The organism is Cellulomonas chengniuliangii, from assembly GCF_024508335.1.
In the GTDB taxonomy this organism is placed as follows: Bacteria; Actinomycetota; Actinomycetes; order Actinomycetales; family Cellulomonadaceae; genus Cellulomonas_A; species Cellulomonas_A chengniuliangii.
Genome location: NZ_CP101988.1, coordinates 678850 through 691171 on the forward strand (window position 1 = coordinate 678850; position 12322 = coordinate 691171).

Below are 12322 nucleotides of genomic sequence, written 5' to 3' on the forward strand. Positions count from 1 at the left end.
CTTTTTCAGGCCAGTGACGAGCACGTAGGCACGCAAGACGGAGGAAGGCGCCAGATGGGATCGCTCGGGATCGACGGGTTGGTCAGCGGTCTGAACACCACGGATCTGATCAACCAGCTCATGCTTGCCGAGGCCGGGCCGCAGCGGCTCCTCGTGTCGAAGCAGTCGAGCACGAGCAGCATGGTCACGGCGCTGCAGGCGCTGAACGCGAAGCTCTCGTCGCTGGGCGACGCTGCGACGGCGGCCACCAAGACCTCGTCCTGGGCAGCGGCGCACGCCACGTCCTCGCACTCCTCCGTGACGGCCACCGCCACGGCGGGCGCCCAGCCGTCCACTCTGAGCTTCACCGTCTCGCAGGTCGCGCAGTCCCAGTCCTCTCTCGTGACGCTCCCGAGCGGCTACGACACCACGACCCCGAGTTTCACCATCTCGCAGGGTGGCGTCGACACGGTTGTCACCGCTGCCAGCAGCGACATCACCGACATCGTCTCCGCCTTCAACGCGTCCGGCACGGGTGTCAAGGCCGCGGCGGTCAACGTCGGCACGGCGGCGGCGCCCGAGTACCGGCTCCAGCTCACGGGAGTCGAGACCGGGGCCGGCAAGGGCTTCTCGCTGTCGGTTGCCACCGGCGCGGACGGCTCAGGCACGCAGCCATTGACGCTGAACGACGTGCGCACCGCCCAGGACGCCCGTCTGACCCTGTGGGCGGGCACCGCGTTCGAGCAGCCCGTCACCTCCTCGACGAACACGTTCTCCGGTTTGATGGCGGGTGTCGACGTCACGGTCACCCAGGTCGAGGCCGAGCCGGTCTCCCTCACGGTGGCCCGCGACGACGCGGCAGTGACCAAGCTGGCCACCGACCTGATGGGCTCCCTCGGCGTGGTCATGTCCGAGATCTCCAGCCGCACGGCGCCGACGACAACCACGGCTGCCGACGGCCGCTCGATCGTCACCGGCGGGCTGTTCAGCGGCGACAGCGCCGTGCGTGGCCTGCAGCAGCAGCTGCAGAGCGCCATGGCCTTCCCCGTGGACGGGATGTCGCCCTCCGAGGTGGGCATCAGCATCAACGCCAAGACCGGCCAGTTCGACTTCGACGAGGAGAAGTTCGCCGCGGCGCTCGCCGCCGACCCGGCACGGGTCGAGAAGATCGTCTCCGGGCTCGCCGCGCGCGTCGGGGAGGTGGCCACAGGAGCCTCCGACAAGTACGAGGGCACCCTGACGCTGAAGATCCAGAGCCAGGAGGGCATGGTCAAGAGCCTCGGCGAGCAGATCGCGTCGTGGGACCTGCGCCTGGCGTCCCGCCGCGAGGGCCTGCAGAAGACCTACGCGGCACTCGAGGTCTCGCTCTCGAACCTCCAGTCCCAGTCGAGCTGGCTGACTAGCCAGATCGCGTCGCTCCCGTCCACGAGCTCCTGAGGCCGGGACCTCCTCCGACCTGATCCGTGACCCAAGGAGACCGGCATGTATGACGCCCGATCGCGGTACCTCGCCGACACCGTCGCGACGGTCGGATCCGAGCGCCTGCTGACGATGCTGTACGACCGGATGCTGCTCGACGTGGAGCGGGCCGAGGCGGCGCAGCGTGCCGGTGACCGGGTGGAAGGCACCGCGCAGCTCACGCACGCCCAGGAGATCCTCTCGGAGCTCATCGCGAGCCTCGACGTCGACTCCTGGGACGGCGGGCCTGGTCTCATGTCGATCTACACGTTCCTGCTCTCCGAGCTCATCGAGGCCTCGACGACGGCGGACCCCGACCGCACGGCGGCGTGCCGCGGGATCATCGAGCCGCTGCGTGAGGCGTGGCACGGCGCCGCCGATGCCGTGGCACGGACCGCGGCTCCGGCGCCGCCGCCCGCCATGACCAGCACCGAGGCCCTCATGGGCGAGCTGGGCGTCGGCTGACATGGGCTCCGACACGGCAGTCGCCGTGGCCGGCGACGACCAGGTCGAGGCGAGCGGCCCGGCCGATGGCTGGGACGCGGCCCTCGACGCCCTCGAGATGGCAGCCGCGCAGGCTCAGGCGCTGGCGCTGGCAGGCCTCGCCGGCGAGGCGACGTCGCCCGCGGTATGGGCGCCTGGCTCTGAAGACCTTGGCCCTCTCCCCGCTCGCCTGGCCGCGCGAGCCCAGCAGATCCTCGACGCCCAGGCCGAGGCGGCCCAGCTCGTGGCCGAGGCGTCCGCGCTGAGCCGGCGGCACCTGGAGACGGTCGCGGCCCTCCGCCCGCACCCCTCCGGGACCCCCGTGTACCTCGACGTCGAGGGCTGACGGCGCGTTTCGGCGGGTCGCCACGCGACGGCCCGACCCGGACACCGGCGGACACACAGGCGCGAACCCGTTCGGCCGTCCGGGTGAAGGTCGGCCTCGGGGGGTGGAACCCCTCAGGTCCTCGTGAGGGCCTCCGATGGGGAACCCGAGCACGGATCGCTCACGTCGAAGGCCACGGATCGGCCGACCTGAAGTACCACGTCGGTGAGGTGGCCCCCCGCATGTCCATGTTCAGCTCGGTCAGCTATGTGGCGCTCAACAGCGCCCTGGACGGCCTGGCGCTGCGACAGCGCGCCATCGCGGAGAACGTCGCGAACATCCAGACCCCTGGCTACCACGCCCAGCGCGTGTCCTTCGAGGACGCCCTCGGTCGCGCGGTGAGCAGGGGCACGGGCGCCGCGTCCGCCACGACGGCGCGGTCCCTCGAGCCCACCCGCGAGGACGGCAACAACGTCAACCTCGACGCCGAGACCCTGCTCAACATCGACACCAATCTGCGCTACCAGCTCGCGACGCAAGCCGTCAGCGGCACGTACTCCGGGATCCGCACCGCCATGAGGAGCAGCTGATGACCACGTTCGGCGCCATCGGCATCGCCAGCACGGGCCTGACCGTCTACCGCAAGTGGCTGGACGCCGTCAGCGACAACCTGGCGAACATGTCCACCGCGACGTCCACCACCGAGGACGCGTACCAGGCCAAGTACGTGATCGCCCAGGAGATCGCCACGCAGGACGGCGGCGGCGTCCAGGTGGCCGGCATCGCCCTCGGCGACGCGGAGGGGCGCATGGTCTACGAGCCGGAGAACCCGCTCGCCGACGAGGCCGGGTACGTGCGCTACCCCGATGTGGACATGTCCAGCCAGATGACCCAGCTGATCATGGCCCAGCGCGGCTACCAGGCGAACGCCGCCGTGGTGGACCGCGCCAAGGCGACCTATGAGGCGGCACTCCAGATCGGACGCAACTGATGAGCATCCCCGCGATCGGTGGCGTGACCTCGGTCGCGCCCACCGCGTACCTGTCCGCGCTGACCGGCGCCGACACCGCAGCCCCGGCCTCCGACGGCAGCGCGTTCGCGTCGGTGCTCGGGTCCATCGACTCGCTGCAGGGCCTGCAGGCGACCAGCAACGAGCTCGCGGTGCGCGCCGTGACCGGTGACCTCGACGACGTGCACGACTACACGGTGGCCGCGGCCGAGGCGAGCCTCACGCTCGAGCTCACCGCGGCGCTGCGCAACAAGGCTGTGGACGCGTTCACCGAGATCATGCGGATGCAGGCCTGATGCCCGCGCAGATCTCCGCGGTGCTGGAGCGGATGGGCGGCACCGTCAAGCAGTTCACGCTGGCGCAGCGCACGCTCGCGATCATCGGACTGGCAGTGCTGGTGCTGGGGGCCGTGGCCCTGACCAGCTGGATGACCAAGCCGAGCCTGAGCCCGCTGTTCACCAGCCTCTCCGCGACCGACGCGAGCGCCGTCGTGGACGAGCTCAGCGCGGCGGGCGTCGCCTACGAGCTCGCCGACGGCGGCTCGACGGTGATGGTCCCCGCCGACCAGCTGTACTCGATGCGCCTCAAGCTGGCGGCGGCGGGCCTGCCCGCGAACGCGGACGGCGCCGGGTACTCGCTGCTCGACGACATGGGCATGACCGCCTCGGAGTTCCAGCAGGAGGTCACCTACCAGCGGGCGCTCGAGGGCGAGCTCTCCAAGACGATCAGCGCGCTGTCCGGGGTCGAGGCCGCGACGGTCAAGCTGGCCATCCCCGAGGACAGCGTCTTCGTGTCGCAGACGGCCGACCCGACCGCCTCGGTGTTCGTCCGGACGGCCCAGGGCTCCACGCTCGGAGCCGAGAAGGTCCAGGCCATCGTGCACCTCGTCTCGGCCGGCATCGAGGGCATGAAGCCCGCCGACGTCGCCGTTGTCGACTCGAGCGGCGCCGTGCTGTCCACGGTGGGCGCCGAGACCGGCACCGGGCTCTCCGGCCAGCAGACGGCCGAGTACGAGTCGCGGGTGCAGCTCGCGGTGCAGGCGATGCTCGACCGGCTCGTCGGCGCCGGCAAGTCCGCGGTGACGCTCACCGCCGAGCTGGACTACGACAAGACGGAGCGGGTCAGCGAGCAGTTCTCGGCGACCCCTGACGTGCCGCCGCTGATCTCCGCGACCACCACCGAGGAGTACACCGGTCGTGGCAGCACCTCCACCGGGGTGCTCGGCCCGGACAACATCGCCGTGCCGTCGGGGGACGCCGACGCCGGCGCGTACTCGTCGACCACGGAGAACCTCAACAACGCCGTGAACAAGGTGACCGAGCAGACGGTCACCGCCCCCGGCAGCGTGAAGCGGCAGTCGCTCGCGGTCGCCGTGGACGCGGCCGCCGCGGCCAAGATCGACATGAACGAGCTCACCGCCATGGTCAGCGCCGCCGCGGGCATCGACACCGCGCGGGGCGACACGGTCGCCGTGCAGCGGATGGCCTTCGACACCACGACCGCGGAGGCGGCGCAGGCCGCGTTGAGCGCGGCCGACGCGCAGGCGGCGAAGGCCGCGACGGCCTCACTGGTCCGCGAGCTGGCGATCGCCGGCGCGGTCCTGCTCATCGTGCTGGCGCTGCTCGTCGCGGCCGTCCGCCGGTCGCGGCGGAACCGCCGGGAGTCGCTCGACATCGGCGAGCTGCCCTTGCTGGGCGCCGGTGACGACCCGCTCGAGCTGGAGGGCCCGGACCTGGCGCTCGCCGCGCTGACCCCGCCGGTGGCGCCGGACGGCTCGGCGATCCGGCGCGCGGAGATCAGCGCGCTGGCCGACGAGCAGCCCGCGGAGGTCGCGGACCTCCTGCGCGGCTGGCTCAGCACCTCCGGCTCCGGGGCGGGCAGGCGCTGATGGCCACGCTGACTGGCGCCCAGAAGGCCGCCATGGTGCTGCTCCAGCTGGGCCGTGACCGCGCCGCGCGTGTGATGGCGCAGCTCGACGTCGCCGAGATCGAAGAGCTGACCGCCGAGATCCTCCGCCTGGAGCACGTCGACCAGGCCGTGGCCGACGAGGTGCTGGACGAGTTCTACGAGGTCTCCCTGAGCGGGCCCGGGGTGGGCGGCGGCCTGGGCTACGCCCAGCACCTGCTCGAGGCGTCCATCGGACGGGACCAGGCCGCGGGGATGATCGACCGCCTCCAGTCCACGATGGCTGGGCAGCGGTTCGACTTCCTGCAGAACGCTGACGCCCGCCAGGTGCTGTCGTTGATCAGCGGCGAGCACCCGCAGACCATCGCGCTGGTCCTCGCCCACCTGCGTCCCGACCACGCGTCGGCGATCCTCGCCGGCCTGGCGGGAGACCTCCAGGCCGAGGTCGCGCACCGCATCGCGCTGATGGAGCGCGCGTCGCCGGACGTGGTGGCCGTGGTCGCCGACAGCCTGCGCCGCAACGCCTCGACGGTGCTGACCCCGCAGGAGCTCTCCGCCGTCGGCGGCGTGCAGCCGTTGGTGGAGATCATCAACCGCGCGGACCCGATGACCGAGAAGCTCATCCTCGAGGGACTGCAGGAGCGGGACGAGGCCCTCGCCGAGGAGGTCCGGAGCCGGATGTTCGTGTTCGGCGACATCGTGCTGCTCGAGGACCGGGCGATGCAGCTCGTGCTGCGCCAGGTCGAGACGGGCGAGCTCTCCGTGGCGCTCAAGGGCGTCGGCGACGAGGTGCGCGACAAGATCCTGCGGAACCTGTCCGAGCGGGCGCGCGAGAACCTCCTCGAGGAGGTCGAGCTGCTGGGACCGGTGCGCCTGTCGCAGGTCGAGGACGCCCGCGCGGGGATCGTGCAGGTCATCCGCCGCCTGGAGGAGGGCGGCCAGATCGTCATCCGCCGCGAGGGCGAGGACGAGTATGTCTCCTGACCTGCGGACCAGTCCGTTCCACAGCGCGGCCATCGGCCAGCCCCGAGACGCGGCGCGCGACGCCGCCCGGGCCGCCGAGCTCGAGCTCGCGCGGGGGGCCGGGCACGCCGTGGGTTTCGCGGCAGGGCGCCGCGAGGCCGCCCAGCTCGCTGCCGTCGAGGCCGAGCGGGTGGCGGCGGAGCGCGCCGTGGCTGACGCCACGCGAGCCGCCGAGCACGCTGCCGCGCTGGCAGTGCTCGAGCGGGCGGCCGCCGCCGCGGCAGCGCGCACCGCTCCGGTCCTCGCCGAGCTCGAGCAGCGCCTGCACGGCGCGGCCCTCGAGCTCGCCCAGGCCGTGCTCGGCCACGAGCTGCGGGACGGCGAGCACTCGGCGCGCGCGGCGCTGGCCCGCGTGCGGCAGCACCCCCAGCAGGTGGGCCCGCAGACGGTGCGGATGCACCCGCGCGACCTCGCGGCGCTCGAGGCCGTCGGCGTGACGGCCGACATCGACGGGCTCACGCTGGTCGCCGACGCGACGCTCGGGCTGGGCGACGCGGTGAGCGAGCACCCCGACGGGTACCTGGACGCCCGACTGGCCACCGCCCTGGACCGGGTGCGCGCGGCGCTCGAGCTGCCGCTGGCGAGCACTGCCGGGCAGGAGCCGGCGTGAGCGCCCCCACGCTCGACCCCCCCGTGGCGTTCTCCGAGACGGGCGCCTCCTGCTGGGACCGCGCTCTGCGGGTCGCGCGGCCCGAGGTGGTGGGCTCGGTGCGAGGCATCGTCGGCCTGACCATCGAGGTCGCCGGGACGATGTCCGCGGTGGGCGACCTCGTCCAGATCGGCTCCGGGCCCGACGCGGTGCCCGCCGAGGTCGTCGCGGCGGATCGCGACGCGGCACGGTGCATGCCGCTCGGCCCCACGCACGGGCTCCGCAGCGGCATGCCGGTGCGCGCCCTGGGCTCCGCGCTCACCGCCCCCGTGGGGCGCGGCCTGCTCGGACGCGTCGTGGACGGCCTGGGCCGCCCGATCGACGGCAAGGGCCCGCTCCGTGCCGACGCGCGCCTGCCCGTCACCGGGAACGCGCCGCACCCCCTCGAGCGCGCCCGGGTCGCCGAGCCGCTCGAGCTCGGCGTGCGGGTGCTCGACACCTTGGTGACGGTCGGCCGCGGGCAGCGCATGGGCCTGTTCGCCGGCTCCGGCGTCGGCAAGTCGAGCCTGCTGTCCATGGTCGCGCGCGGCACCGACGCCGAGGTGTCCGTGATCGCCCTGGTCGGGGAGCGTGGCCGTGAGGTGCGCGAGTTCCTCGAGGACGACCTGGGCCCCGAGGGCCTGGCGCGTTCGGTGGTGGTCGTCGCGACCTCGGACGAGCCGCCCTTGGTGCGCCTCCGCTCGGCCTTCGTGGCCACCCGGATCGCTGAGGGCTTTCGCGACGAGGGCTCGCACGTCGTGCTGATGATGGACTCCCTGACCCGCGTGGCGATGGCGCAGCGCGAGATCGGCCTGTCGGTGGGGGAGCCCCCGGCGACGCGCGGCTACCCGCCCAGCACCTTCGCGCTGCTCGCCCAGCTGCTCGAGCGGGCCGGCACCGCGGCCACCGGGTCGATCACCGGCATCTACACCGTGCTGGTCGACGGTGACGACCACAACGAGCCGATCGCCGACGCGGCCCGCTCGATCCTCGACGGCCACGTGGTGCTCGACCGCAAGCTCGCGGTCGCCGGCCACTTCCCGAGCGTCGACGCGCTCGCGTCGATCTCCCGCGTCGCCACCCGCGTCATCTCCCGCGAGCAGCGGAGCCTGGCTGTCGGCCTGCGCACCGTGATGGCCGCGCGCCGCCAGGCGCAGGACCTGCTCGACGTGGGCGCCTATGTCTCGGGATCCAACCCCCTGGTGGACGCGGCCGTCACGCACGGCCGCGCCATCGACGCGTTCCTGCAGCAGCCCCTCGAGGACGCCGCCGGCGCCGAGGACTCCTGGCGGCGGCTGGCCGAGCTGGTGGCCGTGATGGGCGTGACCGCATGAGCCGCGCATTCCGCCTGGCGAGCCTGCTGCGGCTGCGCGGCATCGCCGAGGACCGCGCCGCCGTCGAGCTCGCCGCCGCCACCCGCCGTCGGGACGAGGCGGAGCGCCGTCGGCTCGACACCGAGGTGATGCTCGGGAACGCCGCGCTGCCCGCTCGGGCCGACGAGCTGCACTGGCGCGCGGCCATCGCGAGCCGCACCGCCCTCAGCGGCCTGCTGATCGAGCACGGGACGCGCGTGGCGCGAGCCCAGGACGACGTGGATGGCGCGCAGGGAGTGTGGTCGCAGGCGCGCACCGCCACCCGCACGTTGGAGAAGCTCGAGGAGCGGCACGACGCCGAGGTCCGCTCGGAGGACGAGCGGGCCGAGCAGGCGGTCCTCGACGAGGTCGCGGGGCGTCGGCGCCCCGCGGGAGCAGACGGAGGACCCCGATGAGCGGCATGGCAGGCGTGCAGCCCAGCGGCATGGCGGGCGTGCAGGCGCGTATCGCGGAGCTTCGCCAGCTCGTGGAGCCCACCGCGCCGGTCGTGGCGTCGGCAGTGGCGGCCTCGACCAGTGGGGGCAGCTCGGACGCGTCCTTCGCCGCGGCCCTCGCGGCCCTCGGCGTGGACCCGGCCCAGTACGCGGCGCTGGCTGGCGGATCGTCCGGCTCGGGCGCCGCGACGGGCCAGGGCCTCGTGGAGGCGGCCAAGAAGTACCTCGGCGTCCCGTACGTGTGGGGTGGCGAGACCCTCGACGAGGGCGGCCTGGACTGCTCCGGCCTGGTGCTCCGCGCCATGACCGACCTGGGCGTCGGAGACGGCGTCCCGCGCACCGCACGGCAGCAGATGACCATCGGCGCGCCGGTGGCGAGCCTCGACCAGGCCCTGCCCGGGGACCTCCTGGTCTTCGGCGGCGGCACGCACATCGGCATCTATGTAGGGGACGGCCAGATGATCGACGCGCCCAGGGCGGGCTCGCACGTGCAGATCCGCGACGTGTACGCGACGCCCACCGCCATCCGGCGCGTGCTGCCGCAGGAGGCGGCGGTCGCCGACCCGGGCGTGGCCCTGTCAGCGGCGCTGACCACCGCGACCGCGCAGCGCAGCGTGCTGAGCCTGATGGCCGGCGCGGGGGTGGCCTCGTGACCGCGCCAGTGGCGTCGCGCGGCGTGCCCGCACCCGCCCCCGCGCCGCAACCGGCGCAGTCTGCGCCGGGGCGCTCCGCGACCCAGCAGGACTTCGACGCGGTGCTCCGCGACCAGGTCCGACGTGACGACGTGCGGCGCGACGACGTCCGACGTGACGACGTTCGACGTGATGACGTCCGACGTGAGCAGGCGGGACGCGACCAGGTCGGACGCGGCGCCCAGACGCGTGTCCAGGACCGTCCAGCGGGGGTCGCCCCCAGCACCGAGGGCGAGGCGACGCTCGACAGCGGCCTCACCGGAGCGATCGCGGCCGCCGCCCAGCTCGTGGCGGCCCCGGTGGTCCCGTCGGCGCCGCTGGCGGCTCCCACCGCTGCCGAGGGGCCCGAGGGCGCGCCGGCCGGGACCAGCCTGACGCCTGTCGCCGACCCGTCTGCGCTCGCGACGGCGCTCGCGGCGGCCTCGACCGCCGCGTCGCTCGGTGGGGCGCCATCCGGCGTCGTCGCGGACGGCGCCGGGACGGCCGGTGGCGCAGCGGTCCTCGGCGCGCAGGCGTCGCCGGTCATCGCCGCCGCGGACGTCGCCGCGATTCCACCTAGCCCGGTCGCCGGTGAGACGGCGCCTGTCGTCGTGCCGCCTCGTGCCGTCATGCCCGAGCCCGTCGTCAGCGCGCCCACCGCGCCGACCGGCGTGCCCGCCGCCGCGGTGGACGGACAGGGCGCGGCGCCGCGCGCAGCCCAGCCCGCCGCCCCCGCGCCAGCGGCCCCCGCCGCGCCCGTCCCGGCGGACGCGCTGCCCGCCGTCGCGACCGCTCCCGTGGAGCCGCCCGTCGCGCCCGCCGCCGTGCGGGCAGCGGTCCCCGTCCCGCCGCCCCCGCCCGTGCCGGTCGCCGCCCAGCTCGCGCCCCAGCTCGCGTCGCTGCGCAGCCTGGGGGAGGGGCAGCACGTGATGTCCCTCGCGATCGACCCCGAGCACCTCGGCCCCGTGCGGGTCGTCGCGCACATCAGCCCCGACGCCATCCGGATCGAGCTGATCGGGGCCACGGACGCCTCACGCGAGGCGCTGCGCGGCTCGCTCTCCGAGCTGCGGCGGGACCTCGCCGCGTCAGGCCTGCAGGCCGAGCTCCAGCTCGGGCAGCGGCAGGCTGGCTCGAGCGACCAGGGCCGCGCCGACGGAGGACCCGCTCGCGGCGCCTCCCCGACAGCCTCCACCGGCGCCGGCGGCACTGCCGCCGGGGACCTCCCCACCCAGCCCCGCACCCCGTCGGCCACCCGGCCCGGCGGCATCGACGTCATCGCCTGAACAGGAGCGCACCCCTTGAGCATCGACGCGTCCGCCATCTACTCGGCTCCCGCCTCGTCCACCGGGTCGACCACCTCGGCGGCCAAGAACACCCTCGACTCGCAGGCGTTCCTCAACCTGCTCGTCGCGCAGCTCTCCAACCAGGACCCGAGCTCGCCGATGGACACCAACGACCTGATGGCCCAGACCACCCAGCTCGCCACCATGGAGCAGCTCACCGAGCTGACCTCGACCTCGCGCGAGGGCTTCGCGCTGCAGATGCGGATGGCCGCGGCCGGCCTCGTCGGCCAGCAGGTCACCTACACCGACGCGGAGGGCGTGACCCAGACCGGGGTCGTCTCGTCCGTGTCCTACCGGACCTCGGTGCCGACTGTGATGGTCGGCGACGCCGAGGTGTCCCTCGACTCCGTGGCCACGGTCACGGCGCCCGGCACGACCCCCGCCACCCCCGCGCCCAGCGCCTGACGCAGGCCTCCTCCACCGAAGGGAACTTCCATGCTCCGCTCGCTCTTCTCCGGCATCAGCGGTCTGCGCAGTCACCAGACCATGCTCGACGTGACCGGCAACAACATCGCGAATGTCAACACCACCGGGTTCAAGTCCTCCCAGGTCCAGTTCCAGGACACCCTCAGCCAGGTGCTCCAGAACGGCGGCGGCGCCCAGGACGGCACCGGCGGCACCAACCCCGCGCAGGTGGGCCTCGGCGTGCGCGTCGCGGGCATCACGACCAACTTCACGCAGGGCGCCTCGCAGTCCACCGGGCGCTCGACCGACATGATGATCCAGGGCGACGGGTTCTTCGTGGTCCGCAAGGGTCCCGAGACCTTCTACACGCGCGCCGGCAGCTTCGACTTCGACGCCACCGGCCAGATGGTGCTGCCGGGCGAGGGCGCCATCGTGCAGGGCTGGGCGGCCGTGAACGGCGTCATCGACACGAACAGCCCGCTGGTGGACCTCAAGGTCCCGGCTGGCACCGTGATGGCCGCGGTGCAGACCACCCAGGCGAGCTTCGTGGGCAACCTGCCCGCCGACGCCGCGGACGGCACCGTGCTGCACCGCACCATCTCGGCCTACGACTCCACGGGCGTCGAGCGCGAGATCGAGCTCACCTTCACGCGATCGGCCACCGGCTGGTCGCTGGCCGCCACCGACGGGACCGCCACGGTGGCTCCCGGCGCGCTGACCTTCAACGCGGACGGCTCGCTGGCCACGCCCACCACCTTCGCGATCGGCGGGGTGGACGTGGACCTTTCGACCATCACCGGCTTCGCCGGCATCGAGACGCTCAAGGCGGGCGCGCAGGACGGCCAGGCCGCCGGCACCCTGCTCTCGTTCGCGCTGGGCGCCGACGGCACCATCACGGGGTCGTTCAGCAACGGGCTCAAGCAGGCCATCGGCCGGATCGCGCTGGGCGGGTTCACGAACCCGGCCGGCCTGGAGAAGGCGGGCGGCTCGCTGTTCCGCACCGGGGTCAACTCCGGCCCCGCGCAGGTCGGCACGGCCGGCACCGGCGGGCGGGGCGGCCTGGCGGGCGGCTCCCTCGAGATGTCCAATGTGGACCTCTCGAGCGAGTTCACGTCGCTGATCATCGCCCAGCGCGGCTTCCAGGCGAACTCCCGCGTGATCACCACGTCGGACGAGGTGCTGCAGGAGCTCGTCAACCTCAAGCGCTGACCTCCTCTCGGGGGATGACCGGGCCGTGTGCCGACCACCACGGCCCGGTCGCCTCCGGAAGCCTCATATCCGCCGAA

The 12322-nt window shown here is 73.6% G+C and carries 15 protein-coding genes; all 15 read left to right on the forward strand.

Annotation, left to right across the window (positions count from 1 at the left end; translation table 11 throughout):
- Nucleotides 1-54 precede the first annotated feature (54 nt).
- The 15 genes from fliD to NP064_RS03295 all read left to right on the forward strand — a co-directional run bounded on the left by fliD (nt 55) and on the right by NP064_RS03295 (nt 12245).
- Nucleotides 55-1416 carry a flagellar filament capping protein FliD gene (gene fliD / locus NP064_RS03220; protein ID WP_227567946.1) on the forward strand — a complete coding sequence of 454 codons (1362 nt, stop codon included), beginning with the start codon at nt 55-57 and terminating at the stop codon, nt 1414-1416.
- A gap of 45 nt (nt 1417-1461) precedes the next feature.
- On the forward strand, nt 1462-1902 hold the full coding sequence (locus tag NP064_RS03225; protein ID WP_227567945.1) for a flagellar export chaperone FliS: 441 nt from the start codon (nt 1462-1464) through the stop codon (nt 1900-1902).
- Nucleotide 1903: 1 nt separating this feature from the next.
- Nucleotides 1904-2266, forward strand: a complete 363-nt coding sequence (locus NP064_RS03230; protein ID WP_227567944.1) for a hypothetical protein — start codon at nt 1904-1906, stop codon at nt 2264-2266.
- 227 nt (nt 2267-2493) lie between these two features.
- The gene (locus NP064_RS03235) at nt 2494-2835 is read left to right on the forward strand and encodes a flagellar basal body rod protein FlgB (protein ID WP_227568038.1); all 342 of its coding nucleotides are present in this window, start codon (nt 2494-2496) and stop codon (nt 2833-2835) included.
- Nucleotides 2835-3236: a flagellar basal body rod protein FlgC gene (gene flgC, locus NP064_RS03240; protein ID WP_227567943.1), complete on the forward strand. Its 402-nt coding sequence runs from the start codon at nt 2835-2837 to the stop codon at nt 3234-3236. The genes NP064_RS03235 and flgC overlap by 1 nt, the downstream gene beginning before the upstream one ends.
- Entirely contained in the window at nt 3236-3550 is a 315-nt protein-coding gene (gene fliE / locus NP064_RS03245; RefSeq protein ID WP_227567942.1) for a flagellar hook-basal body complex protein FliE, read from the forward strand. The genes flgC and fliE overlap by 1 nt, the downstream gene beginning before the upstream one ends.
- On the forward strand, nt 3550-5142 hold the full coding sequence (fliF, locus tag NP064_RS03250) for a flagellar basal-body MS-ring/collar protein FliF (protein WP_227567941.1): 1593 nt from the start codon (nt 3550-3552) through the stop codon (nt 5140-5142). Before fliE ends, fliF begins: the two co-directional genes overlap by 1 nt.
- Nucleotides 5142-6143, forward strand: a complete 1002-nt coding sequence (fliG, locus tag NP064_RS03255) for a flagellar motor switch protein FliG (RefSeq protein ID WP_227567940.1) — start codon at nt 5142-5144, stop codon at nt 6141-6143. The genes fliF and fliG overlap by 1 nt, the downstream gene beginning before the upstream one ends.
- Nucleotides 6133-6792: a FliH/SctL family protein gene (locus tag NP064_RS03260; RefSeq protein WP_227567939.1), complete on the forward strand. Its 660-nt coding sequence runs from the start codon at nt 6133-6135 to the stop codon at nt 6790-6792. Before fliG ends, NP064_RS03260 begins: the two co-directional genes overlap by 11 nt.
- 23 nt (nt 6793-6815) lie before the next feature.
- Nucleotides 6816-8144: a FliI/YscN family ATPase gene (locus NP064_RS03265; protein ID WP_227568037.1), complete on the forward strand. Its 1329-nt coding sequence runs from the start codon at nt 6816-6818 to the stop codon at nt 8142-8144.
- Entirely contained in the window at nt 8141-8578 is a 438-nt protein-coding gene (locus NP064_RS03270; protein WP_227567938.1) for a flagellar export protein FliJ, read from the forward strand. The genes NP064_RS03265 and NP064_RS03270 overlap by 4 nt, the downstream gene beginning before the upstream one ends.
- Nucleotides 8575-9270, forward strand: coding sequence for a C40 family peptidase (locus NP064_RS03275; protein ID WP_227567937.1), 696 nt, complete (start codon nt 8575-8577; stop codon nt 9268-9270). Before NP064_RS03270 ends, NP064_RS03275 begins: the two co-directional genes overlap by 4 nt.
- The gene (locus NP064_RS16640) at nt 9267-10571 is read left to right on the forward strand and encodes a flagellar hook-length control protein FliK (RefSeq protein ID WP_284439686.1); all 1305 of its coding nucleotides are present in this window, start codon (nt 9267-9269) and stop codon (nt 10569-10571) included. The genes NP064_RS03275 and NP064_RS16640 overlap by 4 nt, the downstream gene beginning before the upstream one ends.
- A gap of 15 nt (nt 10572-10586) precedes the next feature.
- On the forward strand, nt 10587-11036 hold the full coding sequence (locus NP064_RS03290; protein WP_255623478.1) for a flagellar hook assembly protein FlgD: 450 nt from the start codon (nt 10587-10589) through the stop codon (nt 11034-11036).
- 30 nt (nt 11037-11066) lie between these two features.
- Entirely contained in the window at nt 11067-12245 is a 1179-nt protein-coding gene (locus NP064_RS03295) for a flagellar hook protein FlgE (protein ID WP_227567936.1), read from the forward strand.
- The last annotated feature ends 77 nt before the right edge of the window (nt 12246-12322 follow it).

Excerpts from the sequence above, each read along its gene's own strand:
- NP064_RS03270 (WP_227567938.1), top strand. The coding sequence starts at position 8,141 with ATGAGCCGCGCATTCCGCCTGGCGAGCCTGCTGCGGCTGCGCGGCATC.
- fliD (WP_227567946.1), top strand. The coding sequence starts at position 55 with ATGGGATCGCTCGGGATCGACGGGTTGGTCAGCGGTCTGAACACCACG.
- NP064_RS03295 (WP_227567936.1), top strand. The coding sequence starts at position 11,067 with ATGCTCCGCTCGCTCTTCTCCGGCATCAGCGGTCTGCGCAGTCACCAG.
- flgC (WP_227567943.1), top strand. The coding sequence starts at position 2,835 with ATGACCACGTTCGGCGCCATCGGCATCGCCAGCACGGGCCTGACCGTC.
- fliF (WP_227567941.1), top strand. The coding sequence starts at position 3,550 with ATGCCCGCGCAGATCTCCGCGGTGCTGGAGCGGATGGGCGGCACCGTC.
- NP064_RS03275 (WP_227567937.1), top strand. The coding sequence starts at position 8,575 with ATGAGCGGCATGGCAGGCGTGCAGCCCAGCGGCATGGCGGGCGTGCAG.
- fliE (WP_227567942.1), top strand. The coding sequence starts at position 3,236 with ATGAGCATCCCCGCGATCGGTGGCGTGACCTCGGTCGCGCCCACCGCG.
- NP064_RS03235 (WP_227568038.1), top strand. The coding sequence starts at position 2,494 with ATGTTCAGCTCGGTCAGCTATGTGGCGCTCAACAGCGCCCTGGACGGC.
- fliG (WP_227567940.1), top strand. The coding sequence starts at position 5,142 with ATGGCCACGCTGACTGGCGCCCAGAAGGCCGCCATGGTGCTGCTCCAG.
- NP064_RS03225 (WP_227567945.1), top strand. The coding sequence starts at position 1,462 with ATGTATGACGCCCGATCGCGGTACCTCGCCGACACCGTCGCGACGGTC.
- NP064_RS03230 (WP_227567944.1), top strand. The coding sequence starts at position 1,904 with ATGGGCTCCGACACGGCAGTCGCCGTGGCCGGCGACGACCAGGTCGAG.
- NP064_RS03260 (WP_227567939.1), top strand. The coding sequence starts at position 6,133 with ATGTCTCCTGACCTGCGGACCAGTCCGTTCCACAGCGCGGCCATCGGC.